A 19,661-nucleotide genomic window follows, 5' to 3' on the forward strand; every position below is an offset into this window, starting at 1 on the left:
GAAGCTAAGTGTTGGCTTTTCCCAAAAGCAGCGCATTTTATCATACTTTTGTATACTTGCAAAATCGGGATGCTCCCGAACTAATGCGAGCTGAAGACTTAATAGAAAATTGGTATGAAATCCAAAGAAATCTTTACTTAAAAATAGCCCGTGACTTTATTGTTTCACACTTGTCCGAGAAAGTCAACAGTCATACACATAGTTCGTTTTCTGTCAATGCGTAAGTCCTACCATCTATTTTTTTAGAGCGGCTTTTCCGTCCATGCCGCATATCTGGGTCCTCAATAGAAATGCGACGATATGCGGCTACCCCTTTACTTAAACTCGGAACGCCTTGAGAGTCGAAAGTTACATTTTGAGATTCAATCACTCGGGCAACATCCAGAGTCTCTTGGGCCAGTTCAAAGTTATTGCAATCGGACTGGCTTTGCATCCATTCTGCAACATAATTTAAGCTATTTAGAATGATTGAGAGTGCGTTTTGACGCTCGGAAGGGTCATCCCAGTTTAAGTCTAAAGCCGTTTTTAAACTGGAACTATTGAGAATTGGTGCACCGGCTTCCAGGGCAATTTCTGCTGGCTCCCGCCCCTGTCCAGCAGCTATCACACTCACTGCTTTACGCTCATCATGACCCAATAGATTATATGTATCTTCAACTTTGCCGCCTCCCCATAACGGCGACGAATTTAAAGCCGCTTTGAGTTGAGATGAGCCAAACCCACCTTTTTGTTTGGCAATCTCTACGGTGCGGTCAATTAAACGTTGGTCCAGTTCTTTTTTAATTAAGCCCTTTCTGAATCTCACCAAAGTGGCTTTGCCCAAAGGCGGACTTTCACACTTGAGACAATCGAGAACTAACTGCCAACGTTGATCCATCAGCATTTCTTCAATTACTTCATCATCAGAAATGCCTAAGTAGGCTTGCAGAATAATTGCCAAGGCAATTTTTGCAGGAGGAACTGGGCTATGACCCACGGTGCTATCTTTAAAGATTGTAGCAAGTTCTTCTTGAAACTCATCATTAAATATCAATGAACGGTTGAGCCCTTAGAAACGTGAAGAGCTTGGCTCGTTTAATGCGTTTGATAATCAACGATTCTCTTTCTGAGAGTTCAATTGGAGGATGCCATAAGTGAGGGCGCATAAGGTTTCTTCCTTCTTCCTGATTGTGAGAATTTAACAGGCTTCTCAATTTACATATCATTTCCCGTCTGTTTTGTCAAGGCCGCATACTGAACCGATGCTCTAGATTTAGGGCGATCGAGAAGTGTTGCCTTATTTTGAGGAATTTTTCTGACTTTAAAAAAATCCGGAATAAGATTATTGCTCGGTGAATAAGACCTATATCAAGCGTGAGCCTGCACAATACTTTTTAAATTCCCTCCTCTATCGGTAGTGATGATATTCGATTTTTTACTACAAAAAGAGAGTTGATTTATACAATGGTAGACAAAATGAAACCTTCTCTTCCTCAAGACGACCCGAACCAAGAACAGCGCAAAGATTCCTTGAATCGTCAGCAACAAGCTTATCAGTTTGACCATGAGAGTTTATCACCTTTGGCATTATTGAAAGATCTGCCACCAGTCGAGAACTTTTCGAGCAAGTATATTGGAGAGCGGATACTAGCAACATCGGAACTTCCCGGAAATATGCTGGCGGCCGATTCGAGAAGTTTTCTCGATCCTCTCGACGACCTCCAAGACTATGAAGATTTCTTTACTCTGCTGCCGCTACCTGCTGTTGCCAAAATCTACCAAACCGATCGCTCTTTTGCAGAACAGCGCCTGTCTGGAGCAAATCCGATGGTGATTCGTTTGTTAGATGCCGGCGATCCTCGGGCGCAAACACTGGCACAAATTTCCAGCTTTCACCCCTTATTCGATCTGGGCCAAGAGTTGCAACAAAAAAATATTTACATTGCCGATTATACGGGTAGCGACCAACACTATCGCGCGCCTTCAAAAATTGGAGGCGGCAGCTATGAAAAAGGCAGAAAATTCTTGCCAAAACCGCGAGCTTTTTTCGCTTGGCGGTGGACGGGAATCCGCGATCGCGGTGAACTGGTGCCGATCGCCATTCAACTAGATCCGACCCCAAATAGCCATCTTTACACCCCGTTCGATCCTCCTGTGGATTGGCTGTTTGCGAAACTCTGCGTGCAAGTAGCAGATGCCAATCACCACGAAATGAGTTCGCATTTAGGTCGAACTCATTTGGTGATGGAACCAATCGCGATCGTCACCGCCCGACAGTTGGCTAATAATCACCCCCTTAGCCTGCTGCTGAAACCGCACTTTCGGTTTATGTTGACTAACAACGAGCTGGCGCGTTCTTATTTGATCGCTCCGGGCGGGCCAGTCGATGACTTGCTAAGCGGTAGCTTGCCAGAGACAATGGAAATAGCTAGAGAGGCTTGCAGTAACTGGAGTCTGGATCAATTTGCCTTCCCAACCGAACTGAAAAATCGGGGCATGGACGATCCAAATCAACTGCCTCACTATCCTTACCGAGATGATGGATTGCTGCTGTGGAATGCGATCGAAACCTTTGTCTCCGGCTATCTCAAACACTTTTACCCGACGAAAGAGGCGATCGTACAAGATGTGGAACTGCAAACCTGGGCTCAAGAATTAGCGTCTGATAACGGCGGTAAAGTCAAAGGAATGCCAGACCACATCGACACAGTTGAACAATTAATTGCAATTGTCACAACTGTAATTTTTACCTGTGGCCCACAGCATTCAGCAGTCAATTTTCCCCAGTATGAATACATGAGTTTTGCAGCTAATATGCCTTTGGCCGCCTACCGGGACATTCCTAGGATTACCGCTTCGGGTAATCTAGAAGTAATTACGGAAAAGGACATTTTACGGTTGCTTCCTCCGTACAAACGAGCGGCCAATCAACTGCAAATTCTCTTTATTTTGTCAGCTTATCGATATGACCGTTTAGGTTTTTACGATAAATCTTTCCGAGAACTCTACCGGATGAGCTTCGACGAAGTTTTTGCGGGAACCCCGATCCAACTTTTAGCCAGACAGTTCCAGCAAAATTTGAATATGGCAGAACAAAAAATTGATGCTAACAATCAAAAACGAGTAATCCCTTACTTTGCTCTCAAGCCTTCGTTGGTACTCAATAGCATCAGTATGTAGGAGTGTATTTTTGGGGAGTAGGGGTTGGGCGAGACGCCCAACCCTACTCCCCAAAATAAAATTCCTTTGCCCATTCTCAGCTTTTGTAGTCTTCAGCGAGCGAGCAATTTACAGACATTGTTCCAGAGGAATCAGTGAAGGTAACTTCATCTTGATAATTCCGGGGTGTTTCCAGCAGCAAGCGTCAAGCGTCGCCAGCATCGATTAAATTCATGCGATCAGGATAGTGAATTTTCAACAACTCTTGCACCATAATATCGCGATTACTAATAATACAAATAAATAGAATTATCTTTCTGAATCAACCCGTGGGAATATTTTGGATGTAGAATTCTAAGCCTGACGGGGTGGTTATCCCGTCAGGTGAAATTGCTCGTTAGCGTCGGTTTCTAGTTGTAGTCTGGGGGACACTTGTGAGCGTAACGGGTGTATTTAGCTATGGCAAAGGTGTTACAGCAGAATTCTCAAGAGGGCAATTTACCGAAGTTTCCCCTAAATAATCAGTTAAGGTGACTTCATCTTTGTAATGCCGAGGAGTTTTCATTAACAATTGCCAAGCTTCACCAGCATCCAGTAAATTCATCCGCCCAGGATAGTGAATTTGGATCAACTCTTGAACCAAAGGGTAATAGTCTGAGTTAAGACTAGGGAAAATATGATGCTCCGTGTGATATGAAAATTTGAAATGCAACAAATCAACTATTTTGGGAACCCGTATTGAAAGACTATTAATCAGCGGGTCATTAACACTCGTCATCCGACAAATCAGGTGATTTGTGTAGATATAAAACATTGCAACTGTATGACCGATTGCTAAGGGTAGCAAGTACCCAAGAAGGATTTTTAGCGCATGAAACTCTAAATAGAATAAAATGCTAAAATGCAGGCATAAAACCGCAAACAACTCAAGAGCAATTTTTAATCTATCTTTCTGACTGACTGTGAATGCAGCGGGCACATAATCCACAATTTTATTATTAAACAATAGGCTCGACGAGAGGTGGCAAAATTGATGAAATAACCACGATGCTGGAAGTCCTACTATTAATAACCAAGATGGATTATCAATCGCTGGCGCAAAGAAATTATGAATCCATTTCCCCCAACTATTCGGCTGGTGGTAAAGGTAATTGCGATCCGGATCTTCTAGATAATTTGTTTGACTGTGATGTACAATGTTATGAACATATTTCCACTGAGTAGAAGGCATAAACATCATTGCAAACCCTAGAAAACTAATTATATGATAAGTCATACGAGACTTTTTATTGACGCTACCGTGCATGAAATCATGGGCGAAAAATCCCATAGTTACGATACTATTACCCATAATTAAAGATAAAGGTAAATAAAGCCATAGAAGATAGATGGGCCACTGATCTAGACAATCGGCAATCCCCCAACCCAGTAGCAAAATGGCCATATTAATGAACAGTATAACCAACTTGCTAGAATCTGGTTTAAAGGCTTCTGATGGCAGGAGTGGGCGCAATTTCTTAGCGTATACTGAGTGTGGAATTAGCGTTTCTTTGCCTAAAGTCGGCGTTGCAGTCTTGTCTACAGTATTGAGTGATTTTTCGGATTTCATGTGATCGCTAAGAGTATTTTCATGTGAGTTAATAAGTTTCTAAATTTAATTAGATCCCGTACCCGATTTTAGATTGAACCCACACATAAATCCGGCGGCTTATTGTTAGGATGCGGAGATTTTATCGGTCTCCACTGCGGCTATCCTGGAGCTTGCGATCAAATTGCTTTAGATCAAGGCTGCCTGATTCTTCTACCCAGATATTATTGTATCCTATAAAAATATTTTTGGAACAACTATTAAAGGCTTACGCATCGATAATAGTCTCCCACTGTTGACTTTGGTTTAATCCCAATAACCAATTCTAAATAACTTATAAGATTAAAAAAGCCCGTTTCCCTGAACAATTTCTTTAATTGTCGTCAGCGTATCTAACCCGATCAATCCCCGGCGATAACCTTTTTGGTTGGACATTCCCAAAAATATCGCATCTCCCCGATTTTGATAGCGCCAAAACCGAGGTGAGGCATTAATAAAAGTTGAGGCGCTGTTAACATCCAGAGCAAATTGGCGACTTTCTAAGTAAGATTCAGTGGCAATGCAGTCAGCGTGACCACTGCTGTAGCGGTTGATCCAGCCGATCGCAATCTCTAAACTATCGACAACTTTAAACGCTATGGTTTTGTTTAAATACGGTTGAGTCCACTCGTATGGTTCCGCCAGCTTCAACTCTGGGAAATCTGCAACAAGATCCGCATCGCCGCTAATTTGAAAGCCTTTTTCTTTTAAACTGTTCCACAGCCTGACTAGGGAAGAAGGCTTTTGGTTGCGATCGATCAGCACTTTCTCGATCGCATTAACAGGATCGGGCACGCTTTGATGGCTGTCCAAAATCATCCACCTTGCCATCTCCAAACTACCAGTCGGCGACCAATAAAGGTAACAATTTCCCATTGCCGACCTCAAAACTGGTGCTGTACACAGCCTAACTACCTGCTGCACCAAACTTGGTCTACCGTAGGGAATAATTAAATTGAGATATTGGTCTTGAGTGACCAATTCTCGGATCGAAGCGCCCCGATCCGGCGGCAGTATCTGCAAACATCCCGATGGCAAACCTACCTCATCGATCGCCGACACCAAAGCTTCCCCAATTACAGCATTAGTTTGCCAGCTTTCGCTGCCGCCTTTAAGAATCAAACTGTTAGCGCTTTTGAGAGACAAACCCGCGGCGATCGCCCCCAACTCTGGAAACGCCTCGTAAATTAGAGCGATCGCCCCCAGTGGCAGCGACTGACAGTAAACCTGACAGCGATCGACCTGATAAGAAGCATTGATCACCCTACCGATCGGATCTGGCATTTCCCCCAACCGTTGCAGAATTTGCACAGTTGTCTTGATCCGTTCCGGCGTCAGCTTCAACCACTCCACAATCAACTCGGGAATCGCCATGTCCCGACTCGCTTCTAGATCCAGAGTATTTGCTTCTAAAATATCATTTTGCCGGCGTTTCAGCGAGCCCGCCATCGCCTGCAAAGCTGCAGCGCGATCGGCACTCTTTGTCGTAGCCAACTCCAAAGAAGCTTGATAAGCGCGACGCGCGACATTTGCGGCATCTGATGAATGGGTAAAATCCTCTATTATCATCTAGCTAACGCCTATAAGCCAGCCATACCATCAGCGCCGGCAGCATTGCTAGCAGCACGGCGACCATTGCCCACAGAATAATATTCGGGCCCGGCGAGTGTAGCGCCAAGGGCAACCAAATCACTAGCGGCACTAATATCATACCCAAAGCCAGTGGCAAGTAATGGGCCTTCAAACCCGGATGCGCTCTGTTCCACTGGTTGCCCGTCCACCGCCAAGCCTGCTTGTAAGGATAGTTCGTTGATAGTTGCTCAATCACGTATCCACTTTCGTCCAATACAAATATTTGTTGACAGCGGTTGCAGCCAAAGGCTTCTGTCAACGTTATGGGAACTAGACTACCCCGGCGTCGGCAAGGACAGGGGTACTCATCGTTTAAGTCAATCTTTGGAGCTTTTTGAGATGGCACTAGCGATCGGATAAAAAAAGCGTTTTTGCAAAAATAATCGTTAACATATCCACTTAATCAAACTTGTAAATTCCGCCCTACCGAGGCTTTCAACTGCCTGTTCCGAGATATCGCCCGATCGGCAATTTTGACTTGCAAGTTCTGGATTCAATCTTACCACTAACTTAGGTATTTTCAACCATCATTAGGAGTATACCGAAAACTTTCTGCATCTACTTTCCGGTTTCCTTGATTTTTTTATCTTCTAAAGCGGGTGACGCGATTCGAACGCGCGACATTCACCTTGGCAAGGTGACGCTCTACCACTGAGCTACACCCGCATTTCCTGCGGTATTAACAATATTGTCTCAATTCTCGAAATTTGTCAAGTCTTTTTAGTAAGTTTTTTTCAGAAACCCAGTAAAAACCCCCAAAGCCTATCCCCACCTGAAATTTCAGCAGCCAGATCATTAACCAAATCAGTAATTGGCGTGAAAATTGACCGCCATCCGCCGACGGCAAAGCTACAATCAAGCTGGAATTGTGGGAGAACACTGTCATGTCAGATTTAAATCGCGGAATCATGAAGTTCAAGGGAGCTGACAGTCCTATAGCGATCGCCATTTCGGCGATTGTCATTGCCGGCGGAATCGGCTTCTTGATCTGGTGGGCGCTGCAATCAGCCTACACCTTCAGCTAACAGACTGCTCAAACGTAAAACTTATAAGGCCTTGCTCAGAAGGCAGAATTTAAGAAAAATTCTGTCTTTTGCATTTTTTGCCCTCAGACAGCACTTGCCAAACAGTCGTAGGATGCTTATCTTGATTTTGATGACTCTTGCATTCTCGTAACTCAGCTATATGCGCTCCCTTGTCTTGACCATAGCTCTTCTTTGTTTAGCCACCCCCGCTTTTGCCACAACCTGCGAGGAAAGCTTTCAAAAAAAAGGGGACTTTTTCAATGGTGCAGCCTTTTCTGCGCGCGTTCAGGTTGAGGGGTTATCAATAGAAAGAGCCTTTTCACAATTGCGACCCATTTTAGCCCGCGAGGGTATCAAGACTGTCAGCACCGATGTGAACCTGGGTGTCATGAAAGCGGAAAATCCCGCAACAGCATTTCAGCGTGCTTTGCCGATCGATGTATTTGCCTCACAGGATGGCAATCTATTAAATGTCGAGATGATCTTTACCATTCCGAGTGGGGTGGGTGCAAGCAGGGACACCGTGAAAAAATATTTGTGTGGTGCGCTAAATCAATTGTTGCCCACAAGTAAGTAAACGCGCCCCGACGAAAATATTATGGTCGATCAGACACGATCTGAAATATCGTTGCGCGCGATCGATCTGCTTCCTTACGATGCCCGAGTCACAATAAATAAGTAGTAGTTCCGAATTAATTACACAATATTTCTACTGAAACCCTTACCTAGCAAGGAGTCTTCATGTAATTAATTTTGTAGGGTTACTTAATATAATTAGACCTCTCCAATAATTATTGTGGAACAGGCATCCTGCCTCTTAAAGACTTGCTTTTCTGGAGAGGTCTATTCCTCATCAGCGAGGGTTGCGTTCGCGCAAAAACCTCGATCGCCTTCAAAAGCCGGCTGATCTGCTTCAACTTATCCCCAGAGAGTTCCCCGATCGACTACTTTTGTAGTACACTTGTAAGCAGGGCGTCAGGAGCGCGCAGTTATCAGACTCAAGTGTTTATAAGGGTTGTATCGCAAAAAGAATTATGGCAAGCTTTCAGGACATCTTCAAATACTACAATCGCTACTGGAAAATATCAGTTTACAGCATAGGCGCATCCAGTGTTTTGGCACTAGCCGATTTGCTTGTTCCTTACGCGATCGGTCAAATATTAAACGTATTGTCGGGTCAACCCACAGATACAGTAACGCAAAAACTCATAACAGCGATCGCCTCTTTTACCCAGCACTCACCCAACAAAATATTATCGCTATCGGTCTTGCTGGGCATAATTTTTCTGGTAACAGTCGCCAAAGCACCAGTACAGCCTTGGGTGGGAAATTGGTTCCACTGGGCGATACCATTGAGGGCAAGGCGCGATCAAATGAGAAGTGCGATCGGCAAAATCCTCACCTTACCCCTAGAATTCTACGACGAAAACAACGCCGGACGGATTGCCAGCCGCATCGCCAAAGGCATCGCCAACCATACTTGGACATATCCAGAAATTGCCGGCGAATTCATCCCCGAAGTCGTCCGCTTAATCGGCATTTTTGCCGTTATCTGGTTAATTGAGTGGCGGATTGGCTTATTAATTTTAGTTTCATTCCTATTTATCCTCAGTTTCACCCTCAAAGGCCTGCAAAAGGTGACTGCGCGGGAAGAAAGTCTGGATGAATACATCGAAGATACCGAAAGCCGCAACTCGGAAATTATCACCAACATCAAAACAGTCAAAGCTTTTGCCACAGAAAGCGATGAACTCAAAAGGCAAACCACGAGACTCGATCGCGAATTAAAAGTCGTGATCCACCGCATTCACAAAGGATACGTCACCTTGGGGACATATCAGCAGACGATCGTCCAGTTGTGTTTGTTTTCAGTTCTTGGTTTTAGCCTAGCAGCCACGGTTGCAGGCAAAATTTCCCTCGGATATTTTGTTACCGTCTACACCCTGGCAAGCATGGCATATTCCCAACTGCGCCCGATTAGCATTATCGCCGAATTATTGGCGCGGCGTTATTCTTCAATGATCCGGTTCCACGAGTTTATGCAAACGCCAGACGGTGTTGATGCGGTTAATTTAGCAGAAAATGCTCGATCGGCGTCGCCTTATAACTTTACCGGCAAAGTTGAATTCAGCGGTTTGACCTTCGGGTACGACAGTCAAAAACCCGTTTTGCAGGATGTGAATTTATTGATTTATCCCCGTCAGACTGTAGCATTAGTCGGGCGATCGGGTTCCGGGAAATCGACTTTAGTTAAACTTCTGTTTCGCTACTTTGAACCCAACTCCGGCCGCATTCTGATCGACGGCGAAGACATTCGCAGCTTAGACGTGACTCGCTACCGCCAGCGTTTAGCCATTGTCCACCAAGAAGTAGACGTGTTTAACGGTACTTTGCTGGAAAATTTGACTTACGGAAACAGAAACGCAACTTTCGAGCAAGTTGAGGATGCTTGTCGCATTGCCAAAGTAGACGATTTTGTGCGACTGTTGCCCCAAGGTTACTATACCGTGGTCGGGGAGAGAGGAATGCGGTTGTCCGGCGGTCAGCGGCAGCGGTTGGGGATTGCGAGGGCGCTATTGGTGGAGCCGGATGTGTTAATTTTTGATGAGGCTACTTCTAGTTTGGACTATGAAAGCGAGCGATCGATCCAGATAGCCATGCGAAATATCCTCGGTACGCGCACCACCATCATTATTGCCCACAGACTGAGTACAATTCGCGAAGCCGATGCGATCGTCGTACTCGACGGCGGTAGAATCGTCGAAGTTGGCAGCCACGAAGAACTCTTAAGCCAACAAGGTATTTACCGCCGCCTGCACTCCCTGCAAGAAACCGGGGAATTAGTGAATTAGGAATTTCCTCTTAGTCTAGACTTAGGGTGCTCCGGGCGGCAGGGCTGTTTCATTCTCAGGAAAATCAGGCTTTTGTAGGGGTAGTGCTACCCCTACTCCCCGTGCCTACCCCCCCACAGACGAGTTCACAGGCGTTTGGGACATGGGGGCAGCCACTCTTTGCTGCCCCTACAAGAGAATGAAACAGCCCTGCTGCGGGCTGGCACCCAGCCTAGACGTAGCAATGCACACCTTAAACAGTGTTCAATTTTCCCGTCTGCCACTAACTCACTTATGTGTTTTCAAGTTAATGATTAAAGTTTTAAATATAATGTTGCAAATAAAGATTCTGGTGCTAGGATATATAACTGTGATGGAAATGGGTCGATGCCCGAGCGGTTAATGGGGGCGGACTGTAAATCCGCTGGCTACGCCTACGCTAGTTCAAATCTAGCTCGGCCCACCTCAATTTAATAAAAAGTTAAAATTTAAGAATTAAAAATTAATTTTTTAATTGGAGATTCTTAATTTTTTATGCCCGTGTAACTCAGTGGTAGAGTACCTCCTTGGTAAGGAGGAAGTCACGAGTTCAAATCTCGTCACGGGCTTGCTATTATCTGCTATATACGTCAAGGATTTTAGGTTCATCGCACAGCAAGAAGGTTAGTTTTCCGCTGAACTTTCGCGCTGACGGTTTTCTAATATCTCCAAAACGACTTCCATATCTGCCAAGTCCGCCCTCGACTTTTTGCGTCTGGCTTTTAACAGATTGAGCAGGTCGGCCGGATCGGGAAATTCTGCTACTGCCGGAGAAACTTTGTTGCTATCTTTGGTAGTGTTGGGGCTGTTAATTAATATCGATCGTACCCATAGTTTAGCTCCTAAGCACAGTTTTGACATCACTGTTAGTCGCTGGCAGTATGGCTAGTTGAAAATGGTGAAACATCTCAGTTCCAACTGAGATGTTTCACCATTCTCAATAATCCTTTTTTGGGCGGGCTCTCCTGCCCAACCCCTACTCCCCACAAGAAAACTGATTCTTTGTGGAACAGGCATCTTGCCTGTTCTTGAGAATGGTGTAGCATCTCAGTTCCAACCGACTGTCTTCTATGAGACGGGGGTTTCAACCCCCGGCGGACACGGCCACAAACTCAACACAATATTGTACCCATATCGAAATCCCCGACTTCTTCAAGAAATCGTGAATCTAATCATCCTCATCCAATCCCAGTGGCACAAAATATTGACTGTAAACCACACTATCCGGCTCCCAAAGAGGCCGCCAATAAACATTTTGCATAACCGCTTTCTCCCCATCATTCTCAGCAGGCCACTGAAAACTGACGATCGCAATATTGCTATATCCCACAATCTCATCACCCTCTTGCAGCCAGCGATTGCGCCACAACAGCGATATAAAATTCCACAACCTATGCAGGAATGACAATTGTTTATTTTTATGCGATCGATCTGACGCAGTTCCCTTTTCTAGCAGCAAAAATACCCGAGCTCTTTGCCGTTTAATCCAGTCAATCCGATACCCCCAATCAGGCAGAGATTGTCTATTCCTAACAGCAGCCGCCAGAGCTTTCTTTTTGCTACTCCTGGGAATTTTCATTAATTCCAGCGGCTCATTCCATCCCAAACATTCGTGCGATCGCTCAGGAAACAGCGACTTAATCTTAGTATGAACTAAATGCGTTTTCCACTCCTCATTGATCAAAGCACTAGCAGTCAACTGCGCCAACACAGAATTTTGACAATTTGACCGATAATTCTCCCTCGTCAAAGGCTCAATGTTCGATCGAGAATCGCCAAAATGACAATCAGACCAATAACTCAGTCGCACAGCAGCAGCATAGTGAATATCCCCGCTCAACACAATCACCCGATCGCGCTGTTTAAAAAATTCCACCAACAGCTTTACAAAAGCTAACTCATGAAAATTCCAAGCATCCCCGGCATCACTATTAAAAACCTTCCCCTGTTCCACATCCCACTTTTGCACCGCATCAATAATCGACAAACCTACCAAATTTGTTGGTACAACTACCAGCGTCGCCTCAATCTCAAACTCCCCTGTTTTATTCAGAAAATCCGTCTCCCTCAAAGGTTTCTGAATTTGCTCCTCAAAACCTTTGTGAGTCAAAAGCATCGGTGGATCGATCGCACTTTCCACCGGATACCCCCGCCAATTACGCGTATCCAGCACAATCACCTCGTGCTTAAAACTTCTCACAATAAAATGCCAATTCAAAACCTCACTTACACCCTCGCAATCCCGATCCAAAATAAAAACATCTTCATCTAATTTCAACTTAGGCAAATGAGTTTTTGGGTCGAGTCCGGGAATTCCCAAATAGGAAGCCGCCTCCTCCCAAGCAGAAACATCAGTTCCCGCCGAATCTGACCATTTTTCAGCAGCCTTTAATAATTTATCTCCCGGTTTTTCGCGATCGAACTGTGCGGGCGTATTTCCCCAAGCCTGAAACACAGCGTAAGCCAGCAAAGCATTCTGCACCACCCGCCGGCCCAGGGGCTTCCCCAGCACCCGGTAACACCACTCTCGATTCAAATAAAAATCGTCGCTAACATCATGATCATCGCAAATCATATAAGTAGGAATATTCGCTAGCGCCCTCCTCACCCTCCACAAATTGCGAGCAAAACCGTCAAGTTCAACAACTTCTCTATCCCAGACTTTTGCCTGCTTAGAATTTGGACAAATATCCTTACCCTTCGGAAAACTCGTACACCAGAGTACCGGCGACCAAACTAACAAATACATCGCATAATATTCGCCCAAGCTAAACAAGTGACTTTTAGCATTGGCGGGTTTATTGACTAACATCGCCGTAAAGCCGCCAAAATCTCTGGCAATATCGCTGCGAGTCCCAGGCTGTAACTCAATTGGTTTTTTGGACTGATACTCAGCATCCGACGGTTTCTGAATTGGCAACTCTCTAAAAATTTCCCTCTCTTGGCCAAGTGCAGTTTCGTTTTCCGAATTTTTAGGTATACTGATACACAAATTCTTTTTTATTTGGGCATCATCCATCAGGGGTAGACTTTCTTCCCAGCCCAACAGTGTATCGCCAGCGTCAGTCAATGCCCACAGCATGGCATCGGCAACGTCGTCGCCGTAAATTTGGTCGCCCGTTAAAAACAGTTGGTGGGGCCTGCTATTTGCTGTTCCTGCAAACTGTTCGATCGAATTATCCAAGATTGGCAGCGCATCTCTGCCGTCTCCGTGCGGCTTGCGACAAGAACCGTGAACGATACGCAAATAGTTTAAATCCTGCGGCGGCAGGGCAAAAGTGGGCAACTGGTGGGCGAAATAACTGATCGTCTCCAATCCCAAAGCCGATAAATCAGGGGACGGCGGCCACAGACAAGAAATGAGATTTTCTTTCTCATTTTCTGGGACTGCCACCCCCGATGGCGACTCGCGACTCCCAGTAAACTCGATGTCATAAGCATAAATTTGTCCGGATGTCAAGACATTGCTGTTAATTGGTTTAGCAGTCACCGCGACTACGTGCAGGTATTTGCCGATCTGCACGGTAGAGTTCGCACCTTGGAGCAAGGGCCGATCGACAATTTCGCCGGTTCCGCCCTCTGTCGAATAAACCTTGAGTTCGACTTGGCGGGGTGCTTTCAGAGCCAGCCAAACTGTCACGGCCCGACTTTCTGTCCGGCGCAAAATCGGGCCCGCAAGGATCAGTGGCAAGTGATGAATTCGATGACTTAAGGGAGTCCACGACATAGAATTTAAAAAATAAAAATTAAATAAGGGTGTTCTAACAATCAGATTTTAGGCGATCGAGCATCTGTCACCCGCTTAATTAATGCTAAGTCTGCCAACCCAAGTCTCCAAAATTGTAACAACTCATTAACTAAAATTAATAATCATGCTCCAAGAAGAACAATTACAGCATTTCCTAGATTCAGCCCTGCAGCCACCAACAATTAAAGCATCAGAACCCGCCGAACGCCCCAACAGCCGGCCAATCTACTCGTCACCTTTAGATGTGGCGATCGACCGCCACCCCCTCACCGTGGCCCCAGAAACCCCGATCGCCCAGGTGTTGGCTCTCATGAACCCGATGCGCGTCTCATGTCAGCTTTGTGGCGAAAAACAAAACGCTGTTGCTAGCGCAGCCAAGCGCAGTTGCGTCTTAGTCGTGGAAGATCATCGGCCCATCGGCATTTTTACAGAACGGGATATCGTCAAGCTAACTACCGTCGCAGCTTGTACAGTCGGACTGACAATTGCTGACGTAATGACTCGATCGCCCATTACCCTCAAAAAATCCGAGTCTCCAGATATTTTCACAGCTATGTTCACGTTGCGCCAGCACTCCATCCGGCATTTGCCCGTAGTGGACGAGGACTCGCGACTTATCGGCATCATCACCCGCGAAGCCATTCACGAAGCCCTGCAACCGATTAACTTGCTAACCAATTTGCGCTGTGCAGCAGATGTCATGACGTGCGAAGTCATTTCTGCCCCAACAACTGCCTCAGCCCTCGATTTAGCCCAGCTCATGGTCAAGCATCGAGTTAGTTCCGTCGTCATTGTCGAAGAGCCAATCCCGCATCCCGATCGGGCGATCACACCAATACAAAATTACCAAATTCCGATCGGCATTGTCACCGAGCGCGACATCGTGCAGTTTCACGCCCTGGAATTAAACCTCTCCCAAATATCGGCTATAGAGGCCATGAGTGCGCCTTTATTTTGCATATCTCCGGCCGATTCTCTCTGGAGTGTCCACCAGTCCATGCAGCGCCACTGCGTCCGCCGTTTGGTAGTAGTTGGCAGCCAGGGAGAACTTTTGGGTGTTGTTTCTGAGACAAGTTTGCCACAAGTTTTTAACCAATCTGAAATGTATGGGACGATCGAGCTGTTGCAACAAGCAGTGGACGATCGAGCCACCCAATTGCAGAAAACCAACGAACTTTTGCAGCAAGAAATTTTAGAGCGGCAGCGGGCCCAAGAAGCCCTGCGCCAAGCTCACGACGACTTAAAAAAACAAGTTGAAGAACGCACCGCTCAACTTTTAGAATCAAATGAATTGTTGAGACGGGATATTATCAAGCGCCAGCGAGTCGAAGAAGTCCTGCGGCGAAAGCAAACTTGCTTGAAAAATCAAGCGCAGCAATTAGAGCAAACTGTGCGAAAGTTGCAGCAAACTCAAACTCAATTAGTGCAAACCGAAAAAATGTCTTCTTTGGGACAAATGATTGCCGGTATCGCTCACGAAATTAACAATCCTGTTAATTTTATCTACGGCAACCTTTCCCACGCCAGCCACTACATCAAAGAATTGCTCCAACTTTTGGAACTTTACCAGCAGCACTATCCCGAACCAGCCTCGGAAATTCGGGAAGCAGCCGCAGAGATGGAAGTCGATTTTTTGGTAGAAGACTTATCTAAGCTAGTGTCTTCTATGCAAGTAGGAACCGAGCGCATCCGCCAAATAGTTGTGTCGATGCGTAATTTTTCCAGATCCGATCAATCTAACATCCAGCTCGTTGACATTCACGAGGGACTTGAAACCACTTTGTTGATTTTGCAGCATCGGCTCAAAGCCCACGGAGCACATCCAACTATTCACATTATTAAAGAATACGGCAATTTGCCCAACATCGAGTGCTGTGCCGGTCAGATCAATCAGGTGTTCATGAATATTATCGGCAATGCTATTGATGCTTTGGATGAAGAAATCCAGCAAGGGGAATGGGCGGCGAGAAATGCGAAAAATTCACCCGCGTCAAATCCTAATTCTCCATTGACTGTTCCCACAATTAAAATTCGTACTGAAGTTGTTGGGGACGATTTTGTGGCGATCCGCATTTCCGACAACGGGCGGGGCATACCGGAGGAGATTCGTCGCCAATTATTTGACCCGTTTTTTACTACCAAACCAGTCGGCAAGGGCACGGGGTTGGGACTGTCGATTTCTTACCATTTAGTTGTCGAACAGCACGGGGGGCGACTCGACTGCGTTTCGGAAGCTGGACGGGGCACTGAATTTGCGATCGAGATTCCGATCGTCAGTTGTCATTAGTTAGCAGCCATACGATTTTAGATTTTAGATTTTAGATTTTAGATTGAAGAATTGGAAATGACAGAGGAAGCTCGTGGTTTGGATCACGGGCCTACAGTTGCATTCTTTTTTTTAACTGGTATCAGTAGTCATTGGGAAAAAATAATATTCTCCCAATCTCCAACTCTCCAACTCTCCCCCCTCCTCCTCTCCCCCTCCCCCACTCTCCCACTCCCCACCATTTCCTAAAAATTCACAATTTTTTACAAAACACCAGAAACCCCAGCAAAGTCAATCTTTCCCAATCTCAAATCTCAAATCTCAAATCTCAAATCCCATAAATTTGCCCTCCCCTGACCCCACTGATCCGAACTCACTTCGAGTTTGCCTCATCCACTAGCGCCTTTATGACCGTTCCAGTTACCCGCACAAGCCATCAACTGCCTGCATTCTAGCCCCAAAGCCAAAAGCCCAGATTGTTTGAGAAGTTAATTTTTGTTTTATTTTTGTACCTCTTTATATTAAGAAAGTATTCTAAAATCAATTTAAAATCTAAAAATAATCTAAAAATAGATTTTTATATCAAAAAACCAGTTAAGATTCCCAAAGATGCAAAATAAACAAATTTACTAGCATTTTCATTTAGACGCCCCCTTTCTTTTCATCGCAAGTTAGCTAATAATGCTTTCAACGAGGTGACTAAGGGCAGAGTCCAAAATGGGTCTAACCCAAAGACGGATACAAGCCCCAAACAAAAGTCGTCGAGATCGAAAATTTTAGTTAGAGAGAAGCCCCAGATTCATCTGTGGAGTCCATTCTTTAATCTCAAATCTGAAATCTCAAATCGACTGACAGTAAGGGAATTGCAATTGGGCTATGGCAATTGGGCTATGGCAATTGGGCGATCGAAAAAAAGCATCAAAACCCAGCCCTCATCGTTTTGATAGAAACCTATAGGAGAACCAAGAGTGAAACTAGCAGTTTACGGAAAAGGTGGAATTGGTAAATCGACAACAAGCTGCAACATCTCCGTTGCCCTAGCCAAGCGCGGCAAGAAAGTTTTGCAAATCGGTTGCGATCCAAAGCACGACAGCACATTTACCCTCACTGGCTTCTTGATCCCCACAATTATTGACACCCTTCAGCAAAAGGACTATCACTACGAAGACGTTTGGCCCGAAGATGTCATATACAAAGGCTACGGCGGCGTTGACTGCGTAGAAGCAGGGGGCCCTCCTGCAGGAGCTGGCTGCGGTGGCTATGTAGTCGGTGAAACCGTCAAACTGCTCAAAGAACTCAATGCCTTCGACGAATACGACATCATCCTGTTCGACGTACTCGGTGACGTAGTGTGCGGCGGTTTTGCAGCCCCATTGAACTACGCCGATTACTGCATGATTGTTACCGACAACGGGTTCGACGCTTTATTTGCAGCCAACCGCATCGCCGCCTCAGTCCGCGAAAAAGCCCGCACTCACCCGTTGCGGCTCGCTGGTTTAATTGGCAACCGCACCTCAAAGCGCGACTTGATCGACAAGTACATTGACTCTGTACCCATGCCGGTACTGGAAGTGCTGCCCCTGATTGAAGACATCCGAGTTTCTCGCGTCAAAGGCAAAACATTGTTTGAGATGGCCGAAAGCGATCCTTCCCTCAACTATGTCTGCGATTACTACCTCAACATCGCTGACCAGATTTTGGCAATGCCCGAAGGAGTAGTGCCCAACGACACGCCCGATCGCGAATTATTTGCCTTACTTTCAGATTTTTATCTAAATCCAGTGCAACCGGTGGTCAAGAAGGAGGAAGATGAGCTAGACCTGATGATGGTTTAATAGGTCTAGCGATCAGGATGAGGATAAAGAGGTTATGGCTTTTTTTGATACTTTTTCAGTTGCTCTCAAACAGAAGTGGTTGGACTACTACCAGGTAAATCGGGCTTGGCTGCTCCTGCACATGACGGCTGAGAACACGGTCGCCACACCCGACGGCGGGAAAAGGCCTGTTTCTTACCTCATCCTGGGAATTGCGGCTGCCCTGGAGCCGGAACTCCAGCAATTAATGCTGCCCTTCTCAAAACTCAAGCCGGATGCAGACAGCCTGATCGAAGTGTTGGGGCTAAATTTTGACCCGGACATCGCGCTGGGTATGCCCTCAAATATCGCGCCGCAGACGATCGGCACATCTCCAACACCCGCAGCCGCTCAAACTGCCACTGCTGCACCCGCAGCCGCTCAAACTGCCACTACTGCACCCGCAGCCGCTCAAACTGCCACTACTGCACCCGCAGCCGCTCAAACTGCCACTACTGCACCCGCAGTCGCTCAAACTGCCACTGCTGCACCCGCAGCCGCTCAAACTGCCACTGCTGCACCCGCAGCCGCTCAAACTGCCACTGCTGCACCCGCAGCCAAATCTAAGAAATTGGGCGGTGCAGCCTTAGCAGCAGCCGGAGTAGTCGCCGGAGTCGCCGGAGTCGCCGGTCTGGCAGCAGCAGCGTCAGCAATGAGCTCCGAGGAGGAATCCTTCGATGAGTTTGAGGAAGAAGCGGTCTCCGACTTCGACATGGGCGATGACGAGGAAGAAGCGGTCTCCGACTTCGACATGGGCGATGACGAGGAAGAAGCGGTCTCCGACTTCGACATGGAGGATGACGAGGAAGAAGCGGTCTCCGACTTCGACATGGGCGATGACGAGGAAGAAGCCTCGGCTTTGGACGGTCTCGGTCTCGAAGACGATGAGGAAGACGCCGTATCTGACTTTGATATGGGCGACGATGAGGAAGACGCCGTATCTGACTTTGATATGGGTGACGATGAGGAAGATGAAGCCTTGGCTTTGGGCGGTCTCGACCTCGGCGATGATGACGAGGAAGATGAAGCCTTGGCTTTGGGCGGTCTCGACCTCGGCGATGACGAGGAAGATGAAGCCTTGGCTTTGGGCGGTCTCGACCTCGGCGATGACGAGGAAGATGAAGCCTCACAATTTGGGACTTTGACCTCTGGAGATCTCGAATCGGGGATTTCCGATCCGTTTGGGGAAGAAGATGCAGAGTTTGTCGCCGAAGAAATACCCGATCCTTTTGGGACAGCGACCTCAGATGACCTAGACATGGATCTGGGCGACTTGGACGATGACGGTATTGACGATTTCTCTGTATCTGATGACGATGACCTCGACGATCTCGGACTCGACGATCTGGGGGAAGCAACTACCGGAGATCCAGATGAAGATGATTTAGATGCTCTAGATCTCGGTGATTTGGATTCCGACGATGAAGATGAAGAAATTTCCGGCTTTTTATCTGATTTTAAGTGAGGTTGTTGCGATCGCCCGCGCTCTTCTAGTCTTGAAG

General features: G+C 46.4%; 13 protein-coding genes and 3 tRNA genes. 9 read left to right on the top strand and 7 right to left on the bottom strand.

All coding sequences use genetic code 11. The features are described from left to right. Positions 1 to 190: 190 nt before the first annotated feature. Positions 191 to 1,033 (bottom strand): transposase, encoded by an 843-nt coding sequence (locus QUB08_RS25595; protein ID WP_333228267.1) that lies wholly within the window; start codon positions 1,031 to 1,033, stop codon positions 191 to 193. A gap of 422 nt (positions 1,034 to 1,455) precedes the next feature. Between QUB08_RS25595 and QUB08_RS25600 the strand changes: the two genes are divergently transcribed. Beyond that, positions 1,456 to 3,159 (top strand): lipoxygenase family protein, encoded by a 1,704-nt coding sequence (locus QUB08_RS25600; protein ID WP_333228269.1) that lies wholly within the window; start codon positions 1,456 to 1,458, stop codon positions 3,157 to 3,159. A gap of 436 nt (positions 3,160 to 3,595) precedes the next feature. Here QUB08_RS25600 and QUB08_RS25605 read toward each other — a convergent pair whose 3' ends face one another. The 4 genes from QUB08_RS25605 to QUB08_RS25620 all read right to left on the bottom strand — a co-directional run bounded on the left by QUB08_RS25605 (position 3,596) and on the right by QUB08_RS25620 (position 7,063). Next, positions 3,596 to 4,747, bottom strand: a complete 1,152-nt coding sequence (locus QUB08_RS25605; protein ID WP_333228271.1) for a fatty acid desaturase — start codon at positions 4,745 to 4,747, stop codon at positions 3,596 to 3,598. A gap of 321 nt (positions 4,748 to 5,068) precedes the next feature. Continuing rightward, positions 5,069 to 6,334, bottom strand: a complete 1,266-nt coding sequence (locus QUB08_RS25610; protein ID WP_333228273.1) for a glutamate-5-semialdehyde dehydrogenase — start codon at positions 6,332 to 6,334, stop codon at positions 5,069 to 5,071. 4 nt (positions 6,335 to 6,338) lie between these two features. Next, positions 6,339 to 6,743 (bottom strand): hypothetical protein, encoded by a 405-nt coding sequence (locus tag QUB08_RS25615; protein ID WP_333228275.1) that lies wholly within the window; start codon positions 6,741 to 6,743, stop codon positions 6,339 to 6,341. Positions 6,744 to 6,991: 248 nt separating this feature from the next. After that, a tRNA-Gly gene (locus QUB08_RS25620) sits at positions 6,992 to 7,063 on the bottom strand. Positions 7,064 to 7,281: 218 nt separating this feature from the next. Here QUB08_RS25620 and QUB08_RS25625 point away from each other — a divergent pair. From QUB08_RS25625 to QUB08_RS25645, 5 genes are all read left to right on the top strand, one after another. Next, positions 7,282 to 7,422, top strand: a complete 141-nt coding sequence (locus tag QUB08_RS25625; protein WP_172188980.1) for a hypothetical protein — start codon at positions 7,282 to 7,284, stop codon at positions 7,420 to 7,422. A 325-nt stretch (positions 7,423 to 7,747) separates the two neighbouring features. Then, positions 7,748 to 7,999, top strand: coding sequence for a hypothetical protein (locus QUB08_RS25630; protein WP_333228277.1), 252 nt, complete (start codon positions 7,748 to 7,750; stop codon positions 7,997 to 7,999). Between the two features lie 457 nt (positions 8,000 to 8,456). Next, positions 8,457 to 10,274 (top strand): ABC transporter ATP-binding protein, encoded by a 1,818-nt coding sequence (locus QUB08_RS25635; RefSeq protein WP_333228279.1) that lies wholly within the window; start codon positions 8,457 to 8,459, stop codon positions 10,272 to 10,274. Positions 10,275 to 10,634: 360 nt separating this feature from the next. Beyond that, a tRNA-Tyr gene (locus tag QUB08_RS25640) sits at positions 10,635 to 10,716 on the top strand. 73 nt (positions 10,717 to 10,789) lie between these two features. Further along, positions 10,790 to 10,861: transfer RNA gene (locus QUB08_RS25645), tRNA-Thr, on the top strand. Between the two features lie 55 nt (positions 10,862 to 10,916). Here the strand turns inward: QUB08_RS25645 and QUB08_RS25650 are convergent. Together QUB08_RS25650 and QUB08_RS25655 are read right to left on the bottom strand one after the other, a co-directional pair. After that, positions 10,917 to 11,153, bottom strand: coding sequence for a hypothetical protein (locus tag QUB08_RS25650; RefSeq protein WP_333228281.1), 237 nt, complete (start codon positions 11,151 to 11,153; stop codon positions 10,917 to 10,919). Positions 11,154 to 11,460: 307 nt separating this feature from the next. After that, on the bottom strand, positions 11,461 to 13,983 hold the full coding sequence (locus QUB08_RS25655) for a PhoD-like phosphatase (RefSeq protein ID WP_333228283.1): 2,523 nt from the start codon (positions 13,981 to 13,983) through the stop codon (positions 11,461 to 11,463). Positions 13,984 to 14,164: 181 nt separating this feature from the next. Between QUB08_RS25655 and QUB08_RS25660 the strand changes: the two genes are divergently transcribed. The 3 genes from QUB08_RS25660 (at position 14,165) to QUB08_RS25670 (ending at position 19,624) form a co-directional block, all read left to right on the top strand. Beyond that, positions 14,165 to 16,327, top strand: coding sequence for a CBS domain-containing protein (locus QUB08_RS25660; RefSeq protein ID WP_333228285.1), 2,163 nt, complete (start codon positions 14,165 to 14,167; stop codon positions 16,325 to 16,327). A 947-nt stretch (positions 16,328 to 17,274) separates the two neighbouring features. Continuing rightward, positions 17,275 to 18,141 carry a ferredoxin:protochlorophyllide reductase (ATP-dependent) iron-sulfur ATP-binding protein gene (bchL, locus tag QUB08_RS25665; protein WP_006634709.1) on the top strand — a complete coding sequence of 289 codons (867 nt, stop codon included), beginning with the start codon at positions 17,275 to 17,277 and terminating at the stop codon, positions 18,139 to 18,141. A gap of 34 nt (positions 18,142 to 18,175) precedes the next feature. Further along, complete coding sequence (locus tag QUB08_RS25670) at positions 18,176 to 19,624, top strand: DUF5331 domain-containing protein (RefSeq protein ID WP_333228287.1); 1,449 nt, start codon at positions 18,176 to 18,178, stop codon at positions 19,622 to 19,624. Positions 19,625 to 19,661 lie beyond the last annotated feature (37 nt).

The organism is Microcoleus sp. BR0-C5 (assembly GCF_036705045.1).
In the GTDB taxonomy this organism is placed as follows: domain Bacteria; phylum Cyanobacteriota; class Cyanobacteriia; order Cyanobacteriales; family Microcoleaceae; genus Microcoleus.

What these genes read in the sequence shown, in the direction of transcription:
- QUB08_RS25600 (WP_333228269.1), top strand. Translation starts at nt 1,456, where the DNA reads ATGAAACCTTCTCTTCCTCAAGACGACCCGAACCAAGAACAGCGCAAA.
- QUB08_RS25605 (WP_333228271.1), bottom strand. Translation starts at nt 4,747, where the DNA reads ATGAAATCCGAAAAATCACTCAATACTGTAGACAAGACTGCAACGCCG.
- QUB08_RS25610 (WP_333228273.1), bottom strand. Translation starts at nt 6,334, where the DNA reads ATGATAATAGAGGATTTTACCCATTCATCAGATGCCGCAAATGTCGCG.
- QUB08_RS25625 (WP_172188980.1), top strand. Translation starts at nt 7,282, where the DNA reads ATGTCAGATTTAAATCGCGGAATCATGAAGTTCAAGGGAGCTGACAGT.
- QUB08_RS25635 (WP_333228279.1), top strand. Translation starts at nt 8,457, where the DNA reads ATGGCAAGCTTTCAGGACATCTTCAAATACTACAATCGCTACTGGAAA.
- QUB08_RS25650 (WP_333228281.1), bottom strand. Translation starts at nt 11,153, where the DNA reads ATGTCAAAACTGTGCTTAGGAGCTAAACTATGGGTACGATCGATATTA.
- QUB08_RS25660 (WP_333228285.1), top strand. Translation starts at nt 14,165, where the DNA reads ATGCTCCAAGAAGAACAATTACAGCATTTCCTAGATTCAGCCCTGCAG.
- QUB08_RS25670 (WP_333228287.1), top strand. Translation starts at nt 18,176, where the DNA reads ATGGCTTTTTTTGATACTTTTTCAGTTGCTCTCAAACAGAAGTGGTTG.